This window comes from Paraburkholderia sp. SECH4, assembly GCF_030511745.1.
GTDB classification, from domain to species: Bacteria; Pseudomonadota; Gammaproteobacteria; order Burkholderiales; family Burkholderiaceae; genus Paraburkholderia; species Paraburkholderia madseniana.
This window is the reverse complement of sequence record NZ_JALOCP010000012.1, coordinates 53,042-76,761: the sequence shown is the minus strand read 5'-3', so window position 1 is coordinate 76,761 and position 23,720 is coordinate 53,042. Positions and strand designations below refer to the sequence as shown.

Here is a 23,720-nt window from a genome sequence, read left to right as displayed (position 1 = left end):
CCATGACTCAATCCGGCTTCACCCGGGTGGCCGCCCGGCCGCCGACCCTGACCCGCCACGCCGCCGACACCGCCCGGCTCGCCGCGCCGCTCGCCATCGCGCAACTTTCGCAAATGGCGATGGGCGTCACCGACACGATCCTGCTCGGCTCGCTCGGCCCCGACGCGCTGGCCGCCGGCGGCCTCGGCGCCAACCTGTTCTTCGTCGTGGTCACGCTGCTGCAGGGCGTGCTCACCTCCGTCAGCGTGAGCGTCTCGCATGCGCGCGGCGCGCAGGACGAAGGGCGCGTGCCGCATATCTACTGGACCGGTCTCGTGTTGTCGGTGCTGCTGTCGGTGCCCGCGTTCTTCCTGCTGTCGTTCGCCACGCCGATCCTGCTGGCCTTCGGCGAACCCGCGCTGCTCGCGCACAACGTCGGCGAATACGCGGCGGTGCTGCGCTGGGGCTCGCTCGGCAGTCTGATCGGCGTCGGCCTGATGCGCTCGTTCCTGCCAGCCATCGGCGCGGCCAAGCGGCTCCTGTGGGTGTCGCTCGTCAGCGTGTTCGTCAACGGCTTTCTCAACTACGGGCTGATTCACGGCGTCCACGGACTGCCTCGCTTGGGCTTTCTCGGTTCGGCGGCGGCCACCTCGATCACCGTCTGGCTAAGCGCGCTCGTGCTGATGGCCTTGTTGCATCTGCGGCCACGCTATAAGCATTTCGTCGTCGCGACGCGGCCGAACGTGCCGCTAATGGGCGAGTTGTTCGGCATCGGCTGGCCGGTCGCGATCACCTATGGCGTCGAATCGACGCTGTTCCTCGCCACCGGCCTGATGGTCGGCCTGCTCGGCGAATCGCAACTGGCCGCGCATCAGATCGCCTTGAACGTCGCCTCGGTGGCCTTCATGGTGCCGCTCGCGATCGGTCAGGCAGCCAATGTGCGGATCGGCTACTGGTCCGGCGCCGGCCAGCCGCTTGCCGCACGCCACGCGGGTTTCGTCGCGCTCGCGCTCGGCGTCGGCTTCATGACGCTGTCGGGCATCGTGCTGATCGCCGCGCCGCACTGGATCGTCGGCCTGTATCTGCATCTCGACGACCCAGCCAACGCCGCCACGGTGACGTTGGCAAGTTCGCTGCTCGGCGTGGCCGCGATCTTCCAGATCGTCGACGGCATGCAGACGGTTGGCTCAGGCTGCCTGCGCGGCCTGAAGGACACGCGCGTGCCGATGATCGCGGCGACGTTCGGGTACTGGGTCATCGGCTTTCCGACTGGTTATGTGATGGCATTTCACTTCGGGCTGGGGGCGCGCGGTTTGTGGTGGGGACTCGCGGCCGGCCTTGCCAGCGTTGCGCTTCTGATGACGCTGCGCTTTCACAAACTGAGCTTGCGGCGCGTGCCAGTTATGCCCGGCACGCCGCCGGCCCCTTCGGCCTGAAGTCACCTGAGGTCGACCTTAACCCGCCATTTCGCGGATGGTTGCGGGCGCAACCATCGTTTCCCGGCAAACACACCGCGAACGATAAAATGCACCCTCTGGCAAAACCGCGCGCACCCGCGCGATGCACGTCGCAGTCACACGGAAGATCGAAAGCCCACACGCCTGATTCCCCTTAGAATGCATTTCTCGACAGCGTGAGCACGCTACGCGCGCTGCCGCCATGAGAAGCGTGCAATCAAGGGAGAGCCGGCGTGTCGTGGCATCAAAATCAGGATCAGACTGCACCGCACCGCACGTGCGCGTTCAGCACGGCCCGCAGGAAGACCCCTTGGGAGACGACGAGACATTTCTTCCTGCTGTGCTGCGCAACGGCATTTCTGACCGCTTGCGCGACCAAGCCGCCCGCCACCGCATTCGACCGTCCGGTCACCCACGCACTGTCCGCCACTCAACCAACGCCGCTTCACACGGCCCTCGCGCCGCTCGAAGCCGCGCATCCGAATCAGTCCGGTTTCCGGATACTGTCGAGCGGCACCGACGCCTTGCAGATGCGCATTGCGCTCGCACGTGCGGCGACGAAAACCCTCGACATGCAGTACTACATCGCCAACGAGGACACCACCGGCAAGCTGCTGCTCGGCGCCGCCCTCTACGCAGCCGATCGCGGCGTGAGAGTGCGCATGCTGGTCGACGATCTGAACTTCAAGGACATCGACCAAACGATGGCGGGTCTGAACTCGCACGACAACATCGAGATCCGCGTTTTCAATCCATTCGGCAGCGCGCAGGAAGGCGTATTCGAACGCACTACGAACGTGTTCACGCAGATCGGCCACTTCACGCGCCGCATGCACAACAAGTCGATGATCGCCGACAACCAGTTGGCCATTGTCGGCGGCCGCAATCTCGGCGACGAATATTTCAGTGCGAGCGAAACGCTGCAGTTCCGCGACCTCGACGTGCTGGCCGCCGGCCCGGTAGTCGCCGACGTCTCCGCCAGTTTCGACGACTACTGGAACAGCAGCATCGCCTATCCGCTGCGGGCGCTGAACAAGCAGAAGTTCGATGCGAAAGAACTCGACCAGACGCGCGACGATTTACGCCAGCACTGGCGCACCAACGCCGACCCGTACAACGCGAAACCGCTGAACGCTTCGCCGCTCGCCACGCAGATTGCCCAGGATCAACTTGGCTTGACGTGGGCGCCGGCCGAATTCAAAGCGGACTTGCCGGAGAAAATCGAACATCCCTCGCCGGACTACGTCAGTCCGCCAATGCAGCGACTGGGCGAGCTGATGCACGACGCGCAGAAAGATTTTCTGATTATTTCGCCCTACTTCGTACCGCACGAGAGCGGCGTCAAGGCAGCCGGCGAACTGACGCATCGTGGCGTACGCATCGCCGTGCTGACCAACTCGCTCGCGGCGACCGACGCGGTAGCGGTACAAGCCGGCTATAGCCCCTTCCGCGTGCCGCTGCTGCAACAGGGCGTGGAATTGTATGAATTCAAACCGCAGCAGAAGGCGCGGCGTGTCGGTTTCGCCGGATCCAGCTCGCGAGCCAGCCTGCACGCAAAGACTTATGTCATCGACCGCAAGATTCTGGTGATCGGCTCGATGAATCTCGATCCGCGCTCGGCCAATCTGAACACCGAGCAGACGCTGGTCATCCATAGCCCGGCGCTCGCCGAGCAGGTTGCACAGATCTTCGAACGTGCCATCGCGCCCGAAGCAAGCTACCAGGTCACGCTCGCCGACGCGGCGCAACTCGCCTATCTGCGCTCGATCGGCGCGCCCCTCTCGCCGCTCGTCTGGACCGACGTCGAAGACGGCGCGCGCCGCACCTATATCTTCGACCCCCAAGCGGGTTTTTACCGGAACGCGCTAACGGGTCTATTCTCCTTATTGCCTGTCAACGCAGAACTTTGAAAAGCGGAGTTGAACCATGACTGAAGACGTACGAATGGAGCGCGACACGTTCGGTGAAATCGCTGTGCCGAACGCTCGTCTATGGGGCGCGCAGACCCAGCGCTCGCTGCAGAATTTCCGCATTTCGTCTGAAAAACAATCGCCCGAACTGATCACCGCGCTGGCCGTCATCAAGCGCGCCGCCGCCGAGGTCAACCAGGGTCTGGGCGTGCTCGACGAGAACAAGGCCAAGGCGATCATGCAGGCGGCCGACGAGATCATCGACGGCAAGCACCCTGAAGAATTTCCGCTCGCGGTCTGGCAAACCGGCTCCGGCACGCAGACCAACATGAACCTCAACGAGGTGATCGCGAATCGCGCGAGCGAGCTGCTCGGCGGCGAGCGCGGTGAAGCGCGCAAGGTGCATCCGAACGACGATGTGAATCGCGGCCAGTCGTCGAACGACGTGTTTCCGACGGCGATGCACGTGGCCGCCGCCTACGCGATCGTCAAGCATCTGCTGCCCGCGCTGAAGACGCTGCGCGAGACGCTCGACGGCAAGGCGAAGGCCTTCGCGGACGTCGTCAAGATCGGCCGCACGCATCTGCAGGACGCCACGCCGCTGACGCTCGGCCAGGAGTTTTCAGGCTATGTCGCGCAACTCGATCACGGCATCCGTCACGTGGAATCGGCGCTGCCGCATCTGTACGAACTCGCCCAGGGCGGTACGGCAGTCGGCACCGGTTTGAACGCGCATCCGCAGTTCGCCGACAAGGTGGCGGCGGCAATCGGCAAACTGACCGGCTTGCCGTTCGTCTCCGCGCCCAACAAATTCGAAGTGATGGCCGCGGCCGATGCGCTGGTGTTCGCGCATGGCGCGTTGAAGACGGTGGCGGCGAGCCTGAACAAGATCGCAAACGACATCCGTTGGCTCGCGAGCGGCCCGCGTTGCGGCCTCGGCGAACTGTCGATTCCGGAGAACGAACCAGGCAGTTCGATCATGCCGGGCAAGGTCAATCCGACCCAGTCCGAAGCCTTGACGATGCTGTGCGCGCAAGTGTTCGGCAACGACGTCGCGGTGAATATCGGCGGTGCGAGCGGCAACTTCGAGTTGAATGTGTTTCGGCCGATGATTGCGCACAACGTGCTGCAATCGGTCCGTTTGCTCGCCGACGGCGCGCACAGTTTCAACGACAACTGTGCTGTGGGCATCGAACCGAATCGCGAGCGCATCGATACGTTGCTCAACGAATCGCTGATGCTGGTAACAGCGCTCAATCCGCACATCGGTTACGACAAGGCCGCGCAGATTGCGAAGAAGGCGCACAAGGAAGGTACGACGCTGAAGGCGTCGGCGCTCAAGCTCGGCTATGTCACCGAGCAGCAGTTCGACGAATGGGTGCAGCCGAAGGATATGGTCGGGCATTCGGCGGGGTGATCGCCGATGGGATCGGCCGGAGCTTGGCCGATCCGGCAGATTGGCTGACGTGAATGCAAACAGCAGGCCGCGCGGACGCAATGTTCGCGCGTCCTGTTGTGCATGCCCCTGGCAAGCGGCGGCACGTCCCCGCAAGGCGTGCCGATGCCGACCGAGGCGCCCCTTAAACCTTCCCCTGCGCCACTTCTTCCGGCTTCAGTTCGACGATCGCGTCGAGCGCTTCCTTCACGTCCATCGCGTACCTGGCAAGGCGCTTCTGTTCATCTGTTTCCGGTACGAACGCCGGCACCGGCACGGGGTGGCCGTTCTCGTTGACCGCGACCATCACCACCAGGCAGTCCGTGGTTTGCAGCAGCTCGCCGCCCTTCGGATCGCCTGCCTGCACCGACACGTGGATGTGCATGCTGGTACGCCCCGTCGCCACGACGCGCGCGCGCAGCTCAACCAGGTTGCCGACGAGAATCGGTCGACGGAATCGGATATTGCCCACGCTGACCGTCACGCAGTAGCGCCCCGACCACACCGCCGAGCACGCGTACGCGGTCTCGTCGATCCACTTCATCAACGCGCCGCCATGCACCTTGCCGCCGAAGTTGACCGAGCTGGGCTCGGCGAGAAAGCGGAAGGTGGTTTCGGAACGGTCCAGGGGCGCTAAGGCAGGGGTGCTCATCTTGACTCCGGTCAATCGGACGCATTTAAAGGAGGCGATTATACGAGCGCAATATTGACCCCGTCGCGGATTGGGTGGGGTTATGTAGCCGAATGTCGGCCTGGACGAGCGCAATGCTTTCGTCGAGCTTTCGTTTAGGAACCCGCTTAACCCGCCGCCACAACCGCAGAAACCGCCGCGCGCTGCGGCACGACCGCCGACTCGAAACGCTCCCGATACTCCAGCGGCAATACGCCGAAGCGCCGCACAAAGGCGCGCCTCAAATTCTGCTCGCTGCCGAAGCCACAATCGAGCGCAATCCGCTTCAGCGGCCGGCGCGACTCCGCCAACGCCCGCGCGGCCGCCTCCAGCCGCAGTGCCGACACCGTTTTAGCCGGCGTGCGGCCAACCTCGTCGACGTAGCGTCGGGCGAAAGTCCGCGGACTCATCTGCGCGCGCTCGGCCAGCCGCTCGACCGACAGGTCGTCGCGCAAATGGCCCGCCATCCAGCTATGCAACGCCTCGAATGGTCCGCCTGCCGAGGCCTGCGCTGCCAACGCCGCGCTGAATTGCGACTGGCCGCCGGGCCGCTTCATGAACACCACCAGCCGCCGCGCCGCCTGCATCGCGACCGCGTGGCCGACATCTTCTTCGATCAGCGCCAATGCCAGATCGATTCCCGCCGTCACGCCCGCCGATGTCCAGACGACGCGCCTTTCTTCGCCATGGCCCACGTCGCGGATAAAGATCGGATCAGCGTCGACCTGTACGTTGGGAAAGCGGCGCGCGAGATGCGGCGCTTCCCGCCAATGGGTGGTCGCCCGGCGGCCGTCGAGCAGGCCCGCCGCAGCCAGATAGAAGGCGCCCGTGCAGACCGAGCAGACGCGCCGCGCCTCCGGCGCACGACGCCTGATCCACGCGACGAGTTCCGGCTGTAATGTGCAGTGGTCGTCGATCGGGACGCCGGGGACGATCAGCGTGTCGATCGGCTGGTCGTCGAGCGAATCGAGCCGTTGCGTGACGACCGGCAGGCCAGGAAAGGTTTGCAGCACGCCGCCGTCGATCGACGCGACCGTCGTGCGATAGGCGACCGGCTCGGCAGCGTTGCCAGACTTACCCGCCGCAGCCACCATCGTCAACTCTGCGCGCCAGAACGCCTCAAGCGGCCCGCACGCATCGAGCAGCACGAGTTCAGGAGCGACCGCGAAAACAATATGACGTGCAGTCATCAGGACACCCCCGCAGCAAGTTGACGCTTCCTCGACCACGCATACGCCACCGTAGCCAACGCCGCCAACCCCAACAGCGGAAAAATCGCGGCATTGATCGTCGCCCAGCCGAAGCGCGCCAGCAATTGTCCGGCGAACAGCGAGCCCAGCGCGGAAAACGCAAACGTCGTGAATTCGCTGGTTGCCTGCGTCTTGGCCCGCTCGGACGGCCGGTACGATTGTGCGAGCAGCGTCGAGCCGCCGACGAACATGAAATTCCACCCCACGCCCAGACATGCGAGCGCCGCGTAGAAGTGCGGCAGATCGGTCGAGCGCAGCGCCAACACACCGCACAGCGCCGACAGCACGATCCCCGCACCGATCACCGGCAACACGCCGAAGCGCCGGATCAGCCGCGCGGAAAACAGCGACGGCGCGAACATGCCGACGAGGTGCCATTGAATGATCGCCGCGCCGTCGCCGATCGTGTGGCCGCACGCGACCGCAGCAATCGGCGTCGCGGTCATCACGAACATCATCACGGCGTAGCCGAGCGCGTTATTGGCGAGCGCCGCGGCAAAGATCGGCTGCCGTACGATTTCGCCGAGCGGCCGCGCCGGTTCGTGCGTCACGGCCGCACTCGCGGACGGTGCGGCGTCGCGATACAGCAGCGCCAGCATGGCGATCGATACGAGCCCGAAGCCGGTGACAAGCGCATAGGAGCCGGCGAACGCCACCGGCGCGAGCCAGTCCTTGCTCCATGCGGCAAGAAGCGGTCCGCAGACGGCTGCTACCACGCCGCCGGTGAGCACCGTCGAAATTGCGCGGCTTTTCCCTTCGATTCCGACGGCGTCCGCGGCCGCCAGCCGGTAGTACTGCGCGAACGCCTGGAACACACCGACGGTCGCCGTGCCGGCGCAGAACGCCCAAAAGCTGTGATGAAAGATCGCCCACACCGAGACGGCCCCGCCCAGCGCGCCGACACCCGCGCCGAGCATGAAGCCCGCGCGCCGTCCGATGCGCGCCATCAGGAACGACGCGAAGATGGTGGTGAGTGCGGCGGCGACGGTAATCAGCGAAAACGGCAGCGTCGCGAGCGCCTTGTCGTCGGCAAGCGTGTAGCCGACCAGACCGGTCAAGGTCAGATCGATCGAGACCGATGAGGTGTAGAGGGCCTGGCAGACCGCCAGCACGCGCGCGGCGCGCCGGCTATGAGGGTCGGCGTGGCCGGAGCCGGTTTGAGTGGCGGCAAAGGAAGAAACGGTGGAGGGAGCAGTGGGTGGCGGCATCGGTAGGCCTCGGACGGCGAAAGTGGCGATGCCTGGATCGTCACATGACCGGAGGTGGCAGGAATGACAATGATGCATCAATTCCAGCCAGTCGCCGCACTCGTCCACCTGAAAATGGGGCCGCACGCGCCTCGCACTTACTTGCGGACCGTAACGCCTTCGTCGATCGTGCCGTACATCGTGATGCTGCCTGTGCCCGGACCCGAACTCGAGCCGGAACCGCCCTGCACGCACGCGCTGAGCAGCAGAACTGCGGCAGCGGCGGCAAGAAGAAATTTCATGACAGCGTGTTCCTGCAAGGACAGGGTTCGATTCTAGCCTGGCAGGCTAACGCGACGCCAAAGCGGCATCGCTGTACTGGAACGCAGAAGCAACGCCCCGCCGAAGCACGCACTAGCCCGCCCTGCCCGCCGGATTTTCGTAGCCACTGCATTCGACCATTCACGCTAAGCTGAAACATCGAATACGGCAGCCAGATACAGTGGACTGCATGGCGCCCTGCCCGCGCCGCCAACCGGAGACGCCTGATGCCCACCACCCTCACCGACGAACAGAATCACTTCCCCGGCTTAAGCCGCATCGGTGCGCTGCTCGCCGACCCTGGCCGCGCCGCCATGCTGTGGTCGTTGATGGACGGCAGCGCCCGCCCGGCCGGTGAACTGACGATGATCGCCGGGCTCTCGCCGTCGGCGGCCAGCGCTCATCTGGCGCGTCTGACCGACGGCGGCCTGCTCGCGCTCGAAGTGCGCGGCCGGCATCGCTATTTCCGGATCGCCTCGCCGGATATCGCTGCCTCCATCGAAGCGCTCGCCAATGTTGCGCAGGTCAGCGCCCCGCAACGGGCCGTGCCGCGACCGGTGCGCACCGTGCCGGTCGACATGCGCTACGCCCGCACCTGCTACGACCATATGGCAGGCGAACTGTCGGTACGGGTGTTCGAGCGGCTGGTCGAGCGCGGCCTGCTGACGCTGCACGGCTCGTCGCTCGAAGCCACTACCGACGGCGCCGCCTGCTTCGCCGAGTGGGGCATCGACATGTCCGCCCAGAAGAGCCGCCGGCGCCGCTTCGCCTGCACCTGTCCCGACTGGAGCGAACGGCGTCCGCACCTGGGCGGCGCGCTCGGCGCAGCGCTGCTCGATTCGTGGTCGGCGCATGGCTGGGTCGAACGCACTGAGCGGCCACGGATCTTGCGCATCACCCCGGCAGGCCACCGCCATTTCGACGCGTTCCTGGCCGCTTGAAACACGCTTAACTGATTGACGTGATTACAAAATTTGCGCATTCAGCTTACGAAACGCCCCATCGAGACCTTTTGTTACAGGCTCGTGAGGGAGCCTTACAAAAGTGGGGGCCTTGAAACAATCCGTACGGGTAGAGTGGTTCTCACGGATGCTGCACAATGCGCGTCCGTCGGAGCCAAATCATGAGAACAGTGACCACACCCCAACAATCGAAACGCCGGATCACCGGCTACACGCTGATCGCCGCCGCGGCGTTCCTGTTCGCGGCGCAAGCCACCTTCGCGCAGGAAGCCGAACAGGCGCCGCCAGGGGCTGCTTCACAGAACACCGATCCGCCTGGGCGTGTTGCGCGTCTGAACTACACCGCCGGCGCCGTAACCACCGAACCGGCCGGCGCAACCGACTGGTCATACGCACAGATCAATCGCCCGCTCACCACCGGCGATCAATTGTGGAACGATCAGAATGCGCGCTCCGAACTGCACATCGGCTCGACCGCGGTACGCCTCGGCCAGTCCACCAGCCTCGACATCCTCAATCTCGATGACAACAGCGCGCAGTTGAAGGTCGCGCAGGGTACGTTGTCGGCGCGGGTGCGCGGACTGGCGCCCGGCTCCTCCTATGAAATCGACACGCCGAATCTGGCGCTCGGCCTGAACGGCCCGGGCGACTATCGCGTCGACGTAGCGCCAGACGGCAGCAGCACCACCGTCACCGTGCGCAGCGGCAGCGCGACCGTGTACGGCGACAGCGGCCAGGTGCCGGTCGCGGCCGGCCAGCAGATCCGCTTTGCCGGCACCAACCTGCAACAGGTCGGCGACAACGGCGCGCCCGGCCTCGACGGCTTCGATCAATGGGCGGCGAGCCGCGACGCTGCGGAAGACCGCTCAGTATCGGCGCGCTATGTGTCGCGCGACATCCCCGGCTATCAGGATCTCGACGCCAACGGCACGTGGCGCAGCAGCCCGCAGTACGGTGAAGTGTGGGTGCCGCGTGAGACACCCGCCGGCTGGGCGCCTTATCACGACGGCCATTGGGTATGGCAAGCACCGTGGGGCTGGACCTGGGTCGACGACGCACCGTGGGGCTTCGCGCCCTACCACTACGGCCGCTGGGCCTACGATGACGACTCGTGGGCATGGGTGCCGGGACCGGTGGTGGAAAGCGAACCGCCCGTCTACGCACCGGCGCTGGTCGCCTTCGTGGGCGGCGGTGGCGACGGAGTCAACTGGGGCGTGAGTCTCGCGATTGGCGGCGCGGTCGCGGCCGGCGTCGCGTGGTTCCCGCTGGGCCCGGGCGAACCGTGGCATCCGCACTGGGGCGATCACGACCATTGGAGCCCGGGTTACTACAACCGCGTCAACAACACCACGGTCGTCAACAACTACAACCGCAACGTGACGAACGTGAATGTGACCAACATTCACAACACGTACATCAACTATCGCGCGCCGGGCGGCGTGACCGCGGTGCCGGCGACAGCCTTCGTGCACGGTCAATCGGTTGGCCGCTTCGCGCAGAAGGTCGATCCGCAACAGTGGCGCAACGCGCAGATCAATCCGGGCGGTCCGGGGATCGCGCCGGTGAAGGAAAGCTTTGGACCGGGCCTGCGTAACGCGAATTACCGTCCGCCGGCCGGCGTGACGGCGCGTCCGGTCGTCGCGACGCGCAGTCCGGCCGTGCCGGCGGCGTACCACGACAGTCTCGCGCAACGTTTTGCGCAGAGCGGCGGACGTGTGCCGGGCGCGGGCGAGCCGATCGTGCGAACCTCGGTGCCGGCTCACATGGCGGGCGGTCCGGGGGTCATGCCGGCGCAGAACGTGCGGGTCGTGCAGTCGCATATGGCCGGACGGACGCCGGGCGCAGCGCCGGGTGCACCGGGTGCGCCTAATGGCATGCAACAGGCAGGTCAGCGGCCGGGCGAAGCGCCGCTCAACGGTCAACCGCAACGTGGCGGCGAACCGCAGGCGCGGCCAGGCATGCCGCCGCAAATGGCCAACGTGCATCAGCAACCTGGCGAGGCAGCTCGTCCGTCCAATGGCGTGCCCCGTCCGCCGCAAGCGAACGGCGCCAACCCGAACGCTTTCGCGCAACAGCACGGCGCACCGGCGCAAGCCGGTCAGCAACCCAGTGCGGAAGGACGGCACGAGCCTGCATGGACGCAACCGCATACGCCGATGGCCCAGCAGGCGCAGCAGCATGGTGCCCCGCAGGAACAGGCTCGCCAGCCGGAGGCACGTCCTGGGCCGCAGCAACAGGTTCAGCGCCAGCCAGAAGCGCAGCCGCCGCGCGCACCTGAAGTGCGCGCCCAGCCGCAGGCGCCCCAGCCGCAACAGATGCAGCAGGCGCAGCAGCAACCGCGCCAGGAATATCGTCCGCAGCCGCAACAGGTACAGCAGCCGCGTCCTGAACCGCAACCGCAGCAAGTGCAGCAGCCACGTCCGGAGCCGCGCCCGCAACCGCAGCAGGTACAGCAGCCGCGCCCTGAGCCGCGCCCGCAACCACAGCAGGTACAGCAGCCGCGCCCTGAGCCGCGCCCGCAACCGCAACAGGTGCAGCAGCCACGCCCTCAACCGCAACCGCAACAGGTGCAGCAGCCGCGCCCTCAACCGCAACCGCAACAGGTACAGCAGCCGCGCCCTCAACCGCAACCGCAACAGGTGCAGCAGCCGCGCCCTGAACCGCGTCCGCAGCAGGCGCAGCAGCCGCGCCCCCAGCCGCAACCGCAGCACGCCGACCAGCATTCGAGCGGCGGCAATCGTGACGAGCATCACAAAGGTTAAAGGTTACGCGCGCAGCTAGATGCGCTGACAACCCGATAGCCGGAAAGCGGCAAGAAAAAACCCCCGCGATTCGCATCGCGGGGGTTTTTCTTTGAGCGGGCTGCGAGCAGACGCTCAGAGCGCGTTCAGACCGCCATCGGCGCCGTGAGCGGCTCGTGATGCCGGTAGCCGACCAGCGAGAAGTCCGACGGCTCGATCTTCTCGAGCCATTCCGGCTCATACACACCGGTTTTCGCGTAGTCCGGCACACGGTCCGAGATCGCGAAAGCCGGGCTTTCATACGGCTCGCGCGTGAGCTGTTGCTGCAGCATGTCGAGCTGATTCTCGTAGATGTGCGCGTCGCCGATGAAGTAGGTGAACCAGCGCGGCGTATAACCCGTCAGCCGGCCAACCAGATGCAACAACGCCGCGCCTTCGGTCAGATTGAACGGCGTGCCGAGGCCGACATCGTTGCTGCGAATGTACAAACACAGCGAAATTTCGCGCCGCGCAACATTCGGCAGGAACTGATAAAGCAGGTGGCAAGCCGGCAGCGCGATCTGGTCCAGCACGGCGGGGTTCCAGGCATGAAACAAAATTCGCCGGTCGGCCGGGTTCTGCATGATCGTGTCGAGACACTGCCGCAACTGGTCGATCGCCTTGTACAGCAGCACCTTGGGGCTGCCGTCTTCTTCGAATTCCGTCACCACCTGGAAGCCGCGCGCCGTGGCGTCGGCCAACTGCGCGCTCGCGCCTGCGTCCAGCACCTTGTAGGCCGGCCACTGGCGCCACTGCACGCCATACACGTCGCCGAGATCATCCGGGCCCTGGCGATACGGATTGGCGAGCCATTGCGGATTCTGGTTGGCGTTCGCGTCCCACACCTTACAGGCGAGGTCGCGAAAATCCGCGGCGCTGCGCGAGGCGCGCAGAAAGCCGACCAGCTCGCCCACCGCCGATTTGAACGCCAGTTTTTTCGTGGTGACGGCGGGAAAGCCCTGCTGGAGGTCGAAGCGCAACATGGCGCCCGGCATGCTGATGGTGCGGATGCCGGTGCGGTTCTCCTGCCACGTGCCGGTGTCGAGAATCGTGCGGACGAGGTCGAGGTATTGTTTCATGCGGGTTCCTTCGACGAAGCGCGCCCTTGGGTCAGGTGCATGCGCCACGGAGATTGAGCGGAAAACCCGATTTTAACAAGCGCAGCCGGGCGGCGCCCGGTCAAGGTGCGTCGCCGAGAAAATATCGGTGGCTAAGTGGGCAACTAAGTGGGCGACCAAGCCCGTCAGAGATGCGGTACCGAGGCCGGCAATTCGCCGTGCGGCGTGACCAGCGGTTCGCCTTCCATATGGCGCATGCCGTGCGAGCACAGCAGGCGATACAGCGTCACGCGCGAAATGCCGAGTTCCTGCGCGGCGTCGCCAAGACGACCGCGATGACGCAGCAGCGCGAGTTCGATGGCCTGGCGTTCGGCCGCTTCGCGCGCTTGCGCGAGCGAGACGGGCACGATCTCCACATACTCGGCCAACTCGAGATCGCGGGCCGTGATCGCGCGCCCTTCCGACATCACGATGGCGCGCCGCACGCGATTGATCAACTCGCGCACGTTACCCGGCCAGCCGTAGTTATGCAGCGCCGCGATAGCGTCGGGCGCGAAACCGCGCAGACGGCGGCTTGCATCTTTCTTGAAACGTTCCAGCATGTGCCGCGCAAGCAGTTCGATATCCTTACCACGTGCACGCAACGGTGGTTCGTCGATTTGCAGCACGCACAAACGGTGATAAAGGTCGGAGCGGAACCGCCCTTCGATCATCGCGGCCGTCATATCTACGTGGGTCGCCGAGATGATACGCACATCGACGTCGATTGAACCGTGGCCGCCGAGCCGCTCCACCTTGCGTTCCTGCAGGAAGCGCAGCAGGCTCGCCTGGCTTTCGAGCGGCAGATCGCCAATTTCGTCGAGAAACAGTGTGCCGCCGTTGGCCGCTTCCACGCGGCCGATCTTGCGCTGATTGGCGCCGGTGAACGCGCCGCGCTCATAGCCGAATAGTTCGGATTGCAACAGATGCGGTGGAATCGCGCCGCAGTTGATCGGCACAAAAGGCGCATTGCGGCGCGCCGAGCGTTCGTGGATCGCGACCGCGGTCAACTCCTTGCCTGTGCCCGATTCGCCCGAGATAAACACCGGCGCGTCGGTCATGGCCACTTTGCGGATCGAGCGGAACAGCGCGAGCATCGCGTCGCACGAACCGACCATTTCGCCTTCCGCGCCTTGCGACCCATCGTTCGATGCCGGCTCGCCGAGCGAGATCATGCCGTATGCATGGCCGACCGAATCGACGATCCTGTCGCCCGAGTAAGGCACCGTTACATAGTCGAAACAATAGTCCCGCACGAGCCGGCGCAAGGCCGCGTCCTGCAATTGTCCGGGGGTGGTCGCCGCAACCCAGCCGACGTTCGGCATGGTAAGGCAGGACTCGAAGGCGGCAATCTCGTGTGGCTGAAAATCGCTAGACAGATCGAGCAGGCCGCCCGCCGCCATTCCGGCGCGAACAGCACGGCGCACATCGCGCGCCGACCCAACGACTTCGACATGCCAGCCGCGCTGATGGAAGCGAGTATTCAGTTCCGCGCTCGGATCGCGTGAAACGTAAATCAGTTGCCGCGTTGCGGGTTCCATTATTCAGATCCTCTCGTCAACGAACGTTAAGGATGACGCACGCACCTGAACTTCAGTTCAGACACGCTGACTCGTTCGGGATTCGCGATATAGCAAAAACCGAACGGCCATTCCATTCCGTGCGGACAGCTGATCCCCAAGAAAGCGGCGTGTGTGTTTGAGACGGCCCGTTAGCGGGCTTTTTTAAATCTGAAGCTGTTTTCGAGAGCTTACTATACACGCGCCGCTTGGAAAACAATTATGCGAATTTAATCGGAGACTCCTTGTCCAGCAAGGCCAAGCGGCCGATGAATAGTTATTCAGCTTATGAATAAAAGCATTGTGGAAGCGCTTTTCCTGGCGTTCACCCCAAGGTACTTCATACCTTCGGATTTAACGAATTACAGGTATTTTCTGCCTGCCGTTTCAGCGCTGAAACGTTTTTGTCCGATTTCTTCCCTGTTACTCCGCGGTATGCGGGTCACATCCAGACGCACCAATGGATTGCGACTCATGGCACATGTTTCGCTAAATGCTGTGCACCAAGGAGACACATCATGCGACTCGCTTTCCGCATCGACCTGAGCAGCATTGCACCTTGCGCCGCACTATGCGCCGCCGCGGTGACCTTGACCGTGCTGTCCGCTGGCGTCAATGCACAGGAATCCGCACAACCTCAATCCGCCACGATGGCCGAAACCGCCGATGCCGGTTCCGCCACCCTCGCGAGCACGACGCTCGCAGCGGTGGCCTCGCCGAACCCGACGGCCACGGATGTCACGAATACGGCGAGCGTCGCCGCGGTGGACAACACCGTGGCCGCCACGAACGACAGCGCCGCGCCCCGCAACGATCTGGCCGGCAACGCGCTGAGCATTCCCGCCGACGCCGCGTCCGTGACCGATCTCGTGCTGGACGACCAGGCGCTGTCCCACCAACGCGGCGGCTTCGGCGGCATGTTGATGGTCTCCGCGACGCCGCAACTGATGCGCGGCTTTAACACCGGTGGCAACGGCGTGACGCTGTGGGACGAAATCGCCCCGCCGTCGCAGTTGCCGGTTCCCGTCGACGTCGCCCGCTCCGCACAAGGCAACATCACGAGCTACCAGAGAAATTAGCGCAACGACCCGCTCGCTGCCGAAGACCGCACCGACCGATCGTCCGCCCGCAAGGAACTGACATGAACGCTTCAACCCAGAAGGCGGGCAGCCGCCACCGCTGCGCAGCCTTGCTGTCCGCGCTGCTCGGCGTGCTCGCTGCCGGCGCCGTGACGAGTGCCACCGCGCAGCAGGTGAGCCAGCCGGGCAACCTCGTCATCGAGCGCGACATCACGCCACGCGATGCGTTCGTGCCGGTGCCGAAGAGCCAGGACCCGATCGCAGTCCAGGTTCAAACCTTCCCGAGGGCGACCTTCGATCGCGCGATCGGCACGATGGCGAGCGACCTCGACCTGAACGGCGCGCACGGCACCGCCGGCATCTCCGGCAACGGCTATATGCCTGCGCTAGTCGGCGCCAACGGTATTACACACATGCTGGCGGGCAACGGCAACAACGTTCCGGTCGGCGCAGGCGCCAGCTTCGGCGGCGCAGGTGGAATCGGCAGCTCGATTGCCCAGTCGGTCAACGGTGCACTCGCCCCCCTGGGCGCCGCTCTAGGAGCCATGAAATGACAACCTCACGCGCGCCGGCCAAGCGCCTTCCGTCACGCAAACAGTCGCGCTGGCCCCTGCTCGCCTGGGCATTGCTTGGCTGTGCGAGCTTCGCGGCCCATGCCCAAACGGTGCCGGCCCAGATCGACGCGCAGTCGCTGATCGGCAACGGCGCGGTCATCGGCGCCACCGGGGTTATCGCCATCAACGAGGCATCAGGCCTCGATAACGTACAAGCGAACCAGGGCGTGCTCACCAACGGCAAAGTCCCTCTCAACCTGATCGGAAGCTCGCAGAGCGCGTCCACGAACGCCAGGACGACGGCCGCCAGGAGCACGATCGGTAGTAATGCATTTTCAAACACCTCTGGCCTTATCGAAGTGAATCAGTCGGCGGGTGTAGGGAATCTTCAGCGGAACAGCGCCGTTATCGGAACTGGGCCGATTGAAGGGGAGATCGTAGCGGATGGGGTGCTATCCGCTACGACCGCCAAAGGCGGTGGCCTGGGAAGGTCCGGCGAAAACCACGACGCACGCGAGGTATCCATCGGTGCGGACGCGCTCAAAAACGTCAGTGGGATCGTCCAGATCAACCAGACAGCCGGCTCAGGTAACGTCAGTTCAAATAGTTTTGTGCTCCGTCCCCCGGCGGGCACCTTTTTCTAACGAGCCACACTCTTTATCGGAGCGTCATCATGAAGCGCACAATCATTGCAGCGGCTGTTCTGTCGACGATGGCAGCAAGTTCGGCTTATGCAGAAGGATGCACGGCCGGCTGCGACCCGGCTGAGCTTTTTACGGCCACGAACGTCTACACCGAAATCGGCGAATTCGGCTTCATTACGCTGCACGGCAAGGTTAACGTGTCGAGCAGTTCCGGCGCCACGGTCAACAACACGCAAAGCGTGAACATCGGCGGCGTCGACATGAAAACGCCTCCGCAGAGCTATGTCTCCGGCAACGTGACCACAACCGTCAACACGACGGATAGCTGGAATCATGCGAGCGGCAGTGGCAGCGGCTGGGGTGTGAGCCAGTCGTATAGCGACCACGCCTGGGCCTATAACAAGACCAACACGCAAACCAGCACGGCCTCGTCGAGCTCCTCGTTTAGCCAGGGCGGCGGCTCCGCTGCGGGTATCGCGTCGTCGTATAAGGGCTACGACTACGTGAACACACATGCCTCCGCGAACGGCTTCATCGCAGCAGGCTTTATCGCTGGTCTCGGCGGCGGCCCCGGCGTCATCTTCGGCGGCGTCGCAGCGGGCTTCGCCGCCGCCCTGAACACGCACGCCTCGGACAACTACGGCGGCGGCTTCGCTGGCCAGGCAGCCGGCTACAGCGTGGAGTGGGGCAGCACCGCAGCAGCCAGCGCGAGCACGGCGACGGAAAGCAGCAGCGGCCATGGCGAAAAGGTCAGCGCCAGCTACTCGTCAAACAGCCACGCCTACGGATGGACCCATAACTACGACGACAGCAAGGGCTCCGTCACGGTCACGGGCAGTGTGACCCAGCACATCAACACCGAAACGCCGACGACGATGTCCGCCGGCATCGGCGATCACGCGCTGGATACCGCGAGCGGCAACATTGGCGTCAACATCGCCACCGGCGTAGACAACGCCCAGTCCAACGACGCCGCCCTGTCGAACATGGATGTCGGCCCTGTGTTCGGCACTGCACAGATCTACTCGACTCAATCGTCGAGCGGCAAGGCGAAAGTGGGAGACTTCAACTTCGTTGCTTCCGTCGGCGCAGGCGCGCTGGCAAATGCGACGGGCAATATCGGGGTGAACGTGGCCTCGGGCGCGGGCAACGTGCAAAACAACAGCCTGGCAGCATCGGCTACGACAGACAGCAGCAGCAGCGGGATGGGCTGGGAGCATAACAAGGGCGGCAAGCAAGGTGGCGAAGTCATCGCAAGCGACCAGAACTGCCAGACCGCGGAAGCAGGTGTCAAAGGCCAGTTCACCGGCTCGTCGATGCTTGGCGCGGGTGCTCTCGCCAATGCTACCGGCAACATCGGTGTGAACATCGCGTCGGGTGTAGGCAACCTGCAACACAACGGCCTTGCAGTCGCCAGCGTGTCGCATCAGTAAGTAGAGCTGCATCGCAGGAAGACGCCGGTCAGCCTTCGTACTGACCGGCTGTCTCCCCAGGGGGGAATAGACCATGTTCGGGGTGAGCAGGGTAACGCCTGGCTTTTTTCTGGCACTCTTCGCTGGACTCGTGCTGTCGCAAACGGGTCACGCGCAGAGTGCCCTTTCCATGAACGCAGCAGCGGGCGTGCCGTTCGACGTGAACGTGCGCTCGATCCGCGAGATCCGCTACAACCACATCGTTTCGCAGCGTTACGACTACAGTTGCGGCTCGGCCGCTCTGGCCACGTTGCTGAAGTACGGCTACGGGATCGATATTCCCGAACCCGAAATGATCCAACGCATGATGGTGTTTTCGACACCAGAGGTGGTGGTCAAGAACGGCTTCTCGATGCTTGACATGAAGAAGTTCGTCGAAACGATCGGCCTGCGTGGCCGCGGTTTCCGCGTCACCCCTGAAGCGCTCTACCACCTGCAGATTCCTGTGCTCGTGCTGATGAACAGCGACGGCTACGAGCACTTCGTGATCGTCAAGCACGCGGAAGACGGCCGCGTCTTCATTGCCGACCCGGCGCTCGGCAACCGCATCGTCATGGAAGACGACTTCGTCAAGAAATGGAACGGCCTCGTGTTCGCGGTCGTCGGCAAGCCATTTATGGAGGATTCTCCGCTCTTGCAAGGCAACGAGTCGCTCGCGCTAAAGCTGCGCGAACGTGCGCTGGAAAACGGTACGGCAGCGACTCCCTTTGTTGAATACGGTTTGATCAAGGCAGAGTTGTTCTGACTCATCATGGACCGAAACTTACTCACCATAGGCTGTGCGTTGTGTTTCACAACGTGCGGCCTCGCATCAGTCGCACACGCTGCCGAGCAGACATCTACGGTGTTTGAAGACGTCGGCGCCCTCAAGCTGCAACCTGTCGACGACGCCATCCTTGCCAACCAGACCGGAAAAGGCATTGATGGGGACATCATTTCGGGTGTCGTTATCACCCTGCTGTCGCAATGGCAGTTGCCGAACGGCGGCACCGCTGTCGCCTCGGGCTCGCTCGCGATCGGTACAAACACGTCCAACCAGCCGAACGTCAAGTTCAATTCAGCGGCCTCGGTGACCGGCCCGAACGTGCGCGAGGGCAGCGGCGCCAACCGCAACGCCAGCGCGACCGGCGGGCAGAACGTCAACGTCAACGGCGTCTCGCAGATTACCCAGGTGGCAGGCAACGGCAACCTCGGGACGAACCAGGCGCTGATCGATTTCGACGCCTCGCCAGGCAGCCTCGCGGGCGGGTCCTATAACAATGCAACGTCGGCCGCAGCAAGCAATGCGAACGGCTCGGTGAAAGCCTCCGTCAGTCTCGCCAACGGCGGCATTTCGATTTCGTTGCGGACGCCGGGCGGTATCGCCACCCAAACCATCGCGCCGTCCAGCGCGCAACAGGCCGGCATGATTGCCCAACTCTTGCAGATCGCAGGCAATAACCAGCAAGTCGCCAACCAGTTGCAACTGCATTTGCAGACGCAGCAGATGTCGGCCCCGATGCTGCGCCAGATTGGCGTACTACAAGCCCTGCAAAACACCGTAAGGAGATAACACGGGCCGCCGCCCGACCAGGTAGGAGACCGAAGTACCAAACGACCGCGTGATGCACAAGGAGACATGCGACGCGCAGTCAGAACACCGGGGGAACAAAAATGATCAGATTTTCAAAGACTGGGGCGCCGCGCATGGCGTTGGCGGCTATTCCAGCCGCCGTCATGCTTTTCGCGCTATCGCAGGGGGCCGGCGCGCAGGCGCTCGCCGATCAATCGATCGAAGAACGGCTGAACACGCTCATGCGTGTCGTCAGCGAGCAGCAAAAGCAGATCATCTCACTCGAACGGCAGGTCACGAACCTCGAAATGTCGCAGCGCGGCCGCGGCGCACCGGGTTACGGTGAGCCGGCCGGCAACGGCGCGGTCGCCGAGCAACCCGGCGCAGACGGCCTGCCTGTGCCGCTGCCGCCGCTTGCCCAGGTGAACCCGGGCACCCCCGCGCCGGGGGGCGCCACGGGTACCGCGACAGGCGTGCCGGTCACTCCGCCGGTGCCGGAAGGCAGCAGTGGCGGCGGCCTGCCGGCAGCGACCGACGGCAGCGGTGCGATCGGCCAGACGCAGAAGGCCGCGCAACCGGTGCGCACCCAATCGGAAGACGCAGTGGTGCAAAGCCAGCAGCACACGCCGCTGTTCGAGCACAAGCTGACCCTCGACTGGGGTATCAACGATACCTACTACGACCGCCGCCAGTTGCAACTGTCCGGCTTCCTCGCGCTCGATGCGATTTTCCTCGGCAACATCAACCTCGGCGAGACCAAGTCGCACCAGGTGATGGCCGACCTCGACACGCGCTACGGTCTGACCGACCGCATCAGCGTCGACGTCGACGTGCCCTATATCTACCGGCATAGCAACTTCATCGTCGGCGGAGCCGGCGGTGCGGCAAATTCGGTCTCGGACGCCTCGGCAAATTCGAGCGATATTGGCGACGTCAACTTCGGGATCTACTACCAGTTCCTGAAGGAAACCAACAATCTGCCGGACCTGGTCGGCAGCCTGCGCATCAAGGCGCCGACCGGTTCGTCGCCGTTCGGCATCAAGCTGGCGCAGGTCGATGCCAACAACACCAACCTCGTCGCCCCCACGAAGCTGCCCACCGGCACCGGCTTCTGGAACATCACGGCGGGCCTGTCGGTGTTGAAGACCTACGACCCGGTCGTGCTGTTCGGCAGCGTTTCGTACACCTACAACATTGCCCGCTCGTTCTCGGACATCTCGTCGGTGATCGGCCAGACCGAACCGGCGACGGTCAAGATCGGCGACGTCGTGCAGTTCGGCGGCGGCGTGGCGCTGGCGTTCTCGGACAAGGACTCAGCGAGCATTTCGTACACCATGGCGCTGGAACCCGAGTCGCAGACCAAGGCGCCAGGCGGAACCTATTCGAAAGTGCCGGGCAGCGAGACCACCGCTGCCGCACTGACCTTCGGCTTGAATCACGTAGTGAACAAGCACTTGACGATCAACGGTTCGGTATCTGTCGGCCTCACGCCCGACACGCCGAACTTCGTGATCGGCTTGCGCTTTCCCTACACTTTTTGACGTGCCAACGATACGAGGTTGATCGTGCGCGAATCACCCCATCTGAGCAGCGTTACACCGCCCTCCGGCGCTCATCTGTCGATTGCCCGAGCGTCAGACGTTTCTGCGACACGAGCAGCCGAAGTCCTCGTGGGGCGGCCGTCGGAAGTCTCTTTGGCGCGACCTCACGAGGCCGCTCCGGAATGCTTGCACGAGGCCTCCGTCGCAGCGAATGGGAGCGGTCTGCTGCACGCGCGGACCGATCGGGCGCTGCTGTACGTCGCACGCTCGCCGGACGAGGCGCTAAGCGCCCATCTGAAGAGCCGCGGCTGGCACGTGATGGTAGCCCGCTCGGCGCATGAGGTCTCGCGCCTGCTCAGGCCCGACGTGATATGCGCCGGCATCGTCGACCTGGCCAGCTTTGCGCCGCGCGACCTTGGCGGGTTCGAAACGAGCCTGCGTCAACAGCAGATCGGCTGGATTGCGCTCGCCACTGCGGAACGCCTCACCGACGTCAACGTGCGGCGTCTGATCCGCCACTACTGCTTCGACTACGTCAAGACACCGGTGGCCAACGCCACGATCGACTACCTCGCCAGTCACGCATTCGGCATGGTGACGTTGTGCGATGCCGACGAGATCCCGCCTGCCGCGCCCGCCGCCGACGACGAAGAAGAGATGGTCGGGACCTGCGAAGCGATGCAGCAACTCTTCCGCACGATTCGCAAAGTCGCCAACACCGACGCCAGCGTGTTCATCTCGGGTGAATCCGGCACCGGCAAGGAACTCACGGCGTTGGCGATCCACGAACGCTCGCCGCGCCGCAAGGCGCCTTTCATCCCCATCAATTGCGGCGCGATTCCACACCATCTGTTGCAATCCGAACTATTCGGTTACGAACGCGGTGCGTTCACCGGCGCGAACCAGCGCAAGATCGGCCGGGTCGAGGCCGCGGACGGCGGCACCTTGCTGCTCGACGAAATCGGCGACCTGCCGATGGAAAGCCAGGCAAGCCTGCTGCGCTTTTTGCAGGAAGGCAAGATCGACCGGCTCGGCGGCCGCGAATCGATCCCGGTGGATGTGCGAATCATTTCGGCGACCCACGTGGATCTCGAGATCGCGATGCGCGACGGACGGTTCCGCGCCGACCTGTTCCACCGCCTGTGCGTGCTGCGTGTCGACGAGCCGCCGCTGCGCGCCCGCGGCAAGGACATCGAGATTCTTGCGCATCACATCATGCACAAGTTCAAGACCGACAGCGCGCGCAAGATCCGTGGCTTTACGCCGTCGGCGATCGAGGCAATGTACAACTACGGCTGGCCCGGCAATGTCCGCGAACTGATCAACCGGGTGCGCCGCGCGATCGTGATGGCGGAAAACAAGCTGATTTCCGCCGAAGACCTCGACCTCGCGCAGTTCACCGAGCAGGAGACCATGAGCCTCTCGCAGGCGCGCGAGGCCGCCGAGAAGCGCGCGATCGAAGCAGCGCTGCTACGGCATCGCCACCGACTAAACGAGGCGGCGATCGATCTGAATATTTCGCGCGTCACGCTGTACCGGCTGATGGGTCACCACGGCTTGCGGGAGCTGAGCGCCGTTGACGAGAAGGCGTCGTTTGAACCGAGCGCCGCCGACGAGGCTGCCCATGAATGATGGGGCGCCTCGCGCGGCACCGTGTTGCACCTCAGGTAGAATCATCCTGGTTACGTTCCCCTTTCCATTCGATGACGACGCTCACCCTGATCGTCGCTCGCGCCAATAACGGCGTGATCGGCCGCGACAACCAGTTGCCATGGCGACTTCCCGAAGACCTCGCGTTCTTCAAGCGCACCACGATGGGCGCGCCCATCATCATGGGCCGCAAGACGCATGAATCGATCGGCCGGCCGTTGCCGGGACGCCGCAACATTGTCGTGACACGGGATGCCGCACGGCGCTTTCAGGGCTGCGACGCGGCCACCACGCTCGAAGACGCGCTGAAGCTCGCCGCCCAGGATCAGGCGCCGGAAGCGTTTCTGATCGGCGGCGCGCAGTTGTATGCGGAAGGTTTGCGTCAGGCGGACAAGCTGATCATCACCGAGATCTCCGCCGACTTCGAAGGCGACGCCACGTTCCCCGAGCTCGATGAAGGCGAGTGGGAAGAAGTCGCACATGAAACGCATCGCGCGGACGCGCCGAATGACTTCGATTACGCGTTTGTGACGTATAAGCGTAAGGGCACTTGAGGGTGTTGCAGCGCGCCTGAATGACGGTCTGCGCTTCGCGCATTCGTCATTCACCGTCACCCAACAC

20 protein-coding genes are annotated in these 23,720 nt (G+C 64.2%); 14 read left to right on the top strand and 6 right to left on the bottom strand.

The features are described from left to right. Window positions 1-2 precede the first annotated feature (2 nt). The 3 genes from M0D67_RS18130 to fumC all read left to right on the top strand — a co-directional run bounded on the left by M0D67_RS18130 (window position 3) and on the right by fumC (window position 4,763). Entirely contained in the window at window positions 3-1,415 is a 1,413-nt protein-coding gene (locus M0D67_RS18130; RefSeq protein ID WP_154560624.1) for an MATE family efflux transporter, read from the top strand. Window positions 1,416-1,669: 254 nt separating this feature from the next. Next, on the top strand, window positions 1,670-3,346 hold the full coding sequence (locus M0D67_RS18125; protein ID WP_168435706.1) for a phospholipase D family protein: 1,677 nt from the start codon (window positions 1,670-1,672) through the stop codon (window positions 3,344-3,346). A 16-nt stretch (window positions 3,347-3,362) separates the two neighbouring features. Continuing rightward, a complete protein-coding gene (gene fumC / locus M0D67_RS18120; protein ID WP_154560623.1) occupies window positions 3,363-4,763 on the top strand; it encodes a class II fumarate hydratase in 1,401 nt (466 codons plus the stop codon). A gap of 163 nt (window positions 4,764-4,926) precedes the next feature. Here fumC and M0D67_RS18115 read toward each other — a convergent pair whose 3' ends face one another. The 4 genes from M0D67_RS18115 to M0D67_RS18100 form a co-directional block, all read right to left on the bottom strand. Continuing rightward, window positions 4,927-5,433: an acyl-CoA thioesterase gene (locus M0D67_RS18115; protein ID WP_154560622.1), complete on the bottom strand. Its 507-nt coding sequence runs from the start codon at window positions 5,431-5,433 to the stop codon at window positions 4,927-4,929. Window positions 5,434-5,579: 146 nt separating this feature from the next. After that, the gene (locus M0D67_RS18110) at window positions 5,580-6,641 is read right to left on the bottom strand and encodes a GlxA family transcriptional regulator (protein WP_266239335.1); all 1,062 of its coding nucleotides are present in this window, start codon (window positions 6,639-6,641) and stop codon (window positions 5,580-5,582) included. Then, a complete protein-coding gene (locus M0D67_RS18105; protein ID WP_266239334.1) occupies window positions 6,641-7,909 on the bottom strand; it encodes an MFS transporter in 1,269 nt (422 codons plus the stop codon). Before M0D67_RS18105 ends, M0D67_RS18110 begins: the two co-directional genes overlap by 1 nt. Window positions 7,910-8,046: 137 nt before the next feature. Next, the gene (locus M0D67_RS18100) at window positions 8,047-8,190 is read right to left on the bottom strand and encodes a hypothetical protein (RefSeq protein ID WP_166618192.1); all 144 of its coding nucleotides are present in this window, start codon (window positions 8,188-8,190) and stop codon (window positions 8,047-8,049) included. 246 nt (window positions 8,191-8,436) lie between these two features. Here M0D67_RS18100 and M0D67_RS18095 point away from each other — a divergent pair, with 246 nt between their 5' ends. Further along, a complete protein-coding gene (locus M0D67_RS18095) occupies window positions 8,437-9,150 on the top strand; it encodes a helix-turn-helix transcriptional regulator (RefSeq protein WP_154560619.1) in 714 nt (237 codons plus the stop codon). A gap of 182 nt (window positions 9,151-9,332) precedes the next feature. After that, a complete protein-coding gene (locus M0D67_RS18090; protein ID WP_266239333.1) occupies window positions 9,333-11,933 on the top strand; it encodes a DUF6600 domain-containing protein in 2,601 nt (866 codons plus the stop codon). Window positions 11,934-12,058: 125 nt separating this feature from the next. Here the strand turns inward: M0D67_RS18090 and M0D67_RS18085 are convergent, their stop codons facing one another. Together M0D67_RS18085 and M0D67_RS18080 are read right to left on the bottom strand one after the other, a co-directional pair. After that, complete coding sequence (locus M0D67_RS18085) at window positions 12,059-13,030, bottom strand: thymidylate synthase (protein WP_266239332.1); 972 nt, start codon at window positions 13,028-13,030, stop codon at window positions 12,059-12,061. A 164-nt stretch (window positions 13,031-13,194) separates the two neighbouring features. Continuing rightward, a complete protein-coding gene (locus M0D67_RS18080; protein ID WP_097390052.1) occupies window positions 13,195-14,589 on the bottom strand; it encodes a sigma-54 dependent transcriptional regulator in 1,395 nt (464 codons plus the stop codon). A 536-nt stretch (window positions 14,590-15,125) separates the two neighbouring features. Here M0D67_RS18080 and M0D67_RS18075 point away from each other — a divergent pair. The 9 genes from M0D67_RS18075 to M0D67_RS18035 all read left to right on the top strand — a co-directional run bounded on the left by M0D67_RS18075 (window position 15,126) and on the right by M0D67_RS18035 (window position 23,653). After that, window positions 15,126-15,686 carry a hypothetical protein gene (locus tag M0D67_RS18075; RefSeq protein WP_154560616.1) on the top strand — a complete coding sequence of 187 codons (561 nt, stop codon included), beginning with the start codon at window positions 15,126-15,128 and terminating at the stop codon, window positions 15,684-15,686. Between the two features lie 62 nt (window positions 15,687-15,748). Continuing rightward, window positions 15,749-16,240, top strand: coding sequence for a hypothetical protein (locus M0D67_RS18070; protein ID WP_154560615.1), 492 nt, complete (start codon window positions 15,749-15,751; stop codon window positions 16,238-16,240). Continuing rightward, on the top strand, window positions 16,237-16,884 hold the full coding sequence (locus M0D67_RS18065; protein WP_154560614.1) for a hypothetical protein: 648 nt from the start codon (window positions 16,237-16,239) through the stop codon (window positions 16,882-16,884). The genes M0D67_RS18070 and M0D67_RS18065 overlap by 4 nt, the downstream gene beginning before the upstream one ends. A gap of 29 nt (window positions 16,885-16,913) precedes the next feature. Further along, on the top strand, window positions 16,914-18,317 hold the full coding sequence (locus M0D67_RS18060; RefSeq protein ID WP_154560613.1) for a hypothetical protein: 1,404 nt from the start codon (window positions 16,914-16,916) through the stop codon (window positions 18,315-18,317). 169 nt (window positions 18,318-18,486) lie between these two features. After that, a complete protein-coding gene (locus M0D67_RS18055; RefSeq protein WP_233464871.1) occupies window positions 18,487-19,101 on the top strand; it encodes a C39 family peptidase in 615 nt (204 codons plus the stop codon). 99 nt (window positions 19,102-19,200) lie between these two features. Beyond that, window positions 19,201-19,908 (top strand): peptidase C39, encoded by a 708-nt coding sequence (locus tag M0D67_RS18050; RefSeq protein ID WP_233464870.1) that lies wholly within the window; start codon window positions 19,201-19,203, stop codon window positions 19,906-19,908. Between the two features lie 101 nt (window positions 19,909-20,009). Further along, window positions 20,010-21,449: a hypothetical protein gene (locus M0D67_RS18045; protein WP_233464869.1), complete on the top strand. Its 1,440-nt coding sequence runs from the start codon at window positions 20,010-20,012 to the stop codon at window positions 21,447-21,449. Between the two features lie 24 nt (window positions 21,450-21,473). Continuing rightward, entirely contained in the window at window positions 21,474-23,081 is a 1,608-nt protein-coding gene (locus tag M0D67_RS18040; RefSeq protein ID WP_266239331.1) for a sigma-54 dependent transcriptional regulator, read from the top strand. A 71-nt stretch (window positions 23,082-23,152) separates the two neighbouring features. Next, window positions 23,153-23,653: a dihydrofolate reductase gene (locus M0D67_RS18035; protein ID WP_154560610.1), complete on the top strand. Its 501-nt coding sequence runs from the start codon at window positions 23,153-23,155 to the stop codon at window positions 23,651-23,653. The last annotated feature ends 67 nt before the right edge of the window (window positions 23,654-23,720 follow it).

What these genes read in the sequence shown, in the direction of transcription:
- M0D67_RS18085 (WP_266239332.1), bottom strand. Translation starts at nt 13,030, where the DNA reads ATGAAACAATACCTCGACCTCGTCCGCACGATTCTCGACACCGGCACG.
- M0D67_RS18130 (WP_154560624.1), top strand. Translation starts at nt 3, where the DNA reads ATGACTCAATCCGGCTTCACCCGGGTGGCCGCCCGGCCGCCGACCCTG.
- M0D67_RS18115 (WP_154560622.1), bottom strand. Translation starts at nt 5,433, where the DNA reads ATGAGCACCCCTGCCTTAGCGCCCCTGGACCGTTCCGAAACCACCTTC.
- M0D67_RS18035 (WP_154560610.1), top strand. Translation starts at nt 23,153, where the DNA reads ATGACGACGCTCACCCTGATCGTCGCTCGCGCCAATAACGGCGTGATC.
- M0D67_RS18105 (WP_266239334.1), bottom strand. Translation starts at nt 7,909, where the DNA reads ATGCCGCCACCCACTGCTCCCTCCACCGTTTCTTCCTTTGCCGCCACT.
- M0D67_RS18045 (WP_233464869.1), top strand. Translation starts at nt 20,010, where the DNA reads ATGATCAGATTTTCAAAGACTGGGGCGCCGCGCATGGCGTTGGCGGCT.
- M0D67_RS18055 (WP_233464871.1), top strand. Translation starts at nt 18,487, where the DNA reads ATGAACGCAGCAGCGGGCGTGCCGTTCGACGTGAACGTGCGCTCGATC.
- fumC (WP_154560623.1), top strand. Translation starts at nt 3,363, where the DNA reads ATGACTGAAGACGTACGAATGGAGCGCGACACGTTCGGTGAAATCGCT.
- M0D67_RS18090 (WP_266239333.1), top strand. Translation starts at nt 9,333, where the DNA reads ATGAGAACAGTGACCACACCCCAACAATCGAAACGCCGGATCACCGGC.
- M0D67_RS18060 (WP_154560613.1), top strand. Translation starts at nt 16,914, where the DNA reads ATGAAGCGCACAATCATTGCAGCGGCTGTTCTGTCGACGATGGCAGCA.
- M0D67_RS18080 (WP_097390052.1), bottom strand. Translation starts at nt 14,589, where the DNA reads ATGGAACCCGCAACGCGGCAACTGATTTACGTTTCACGCGATCCGAGC.
- M0D67_RS18095 (WP_154560619.1), top strand. Translation starts at nt 8,437, where the DNA reads ATGCCCACCACCCTCACCGACGAACAGAATCACTTCCCCGGCTTAAGC.
- M0D67_RS18065 (WP_154560614.1), top strand. Translation starts at nt 16,237, where the DNA reads ATGACAACCTCACGCGCGCCGGCCAAGCGCCTTCCGTCACGCAAACAG.
- M0D67_RS18075 (WP_154560616.1), top strand. Translation starts at nt 15,126, where the DNA reads ATGCGACTCGCTTTCCGCATCGACCTGAGCAGCATTGCACCTTGCGCC.
- M0D67_RS18070 (WP_154560615.1), top strand. Translation starts at nt 15,749, where the DNA reads ATGAACGCTTCAACCCAGAAGGCGGGCAGCCGCCACCGCTGCGCAGCC.
- M0D67_RS18110 (WP_266239335.1), bottom strand. Translation starts at nt 6,641, where the DNA reads ATGACTGCACGTCATATTGTTTTCGCGGTCGCTCCTGAACTCGTGCTG.
- M0D67_RS18100 (WP_166618192.1), bottom strand. Translation starts at nt 8,190, where the DNA reads ATGAAATTTCTTCTTGCCGCCGCTGCCGCAGTTCTGCTGCTCAGCGCG.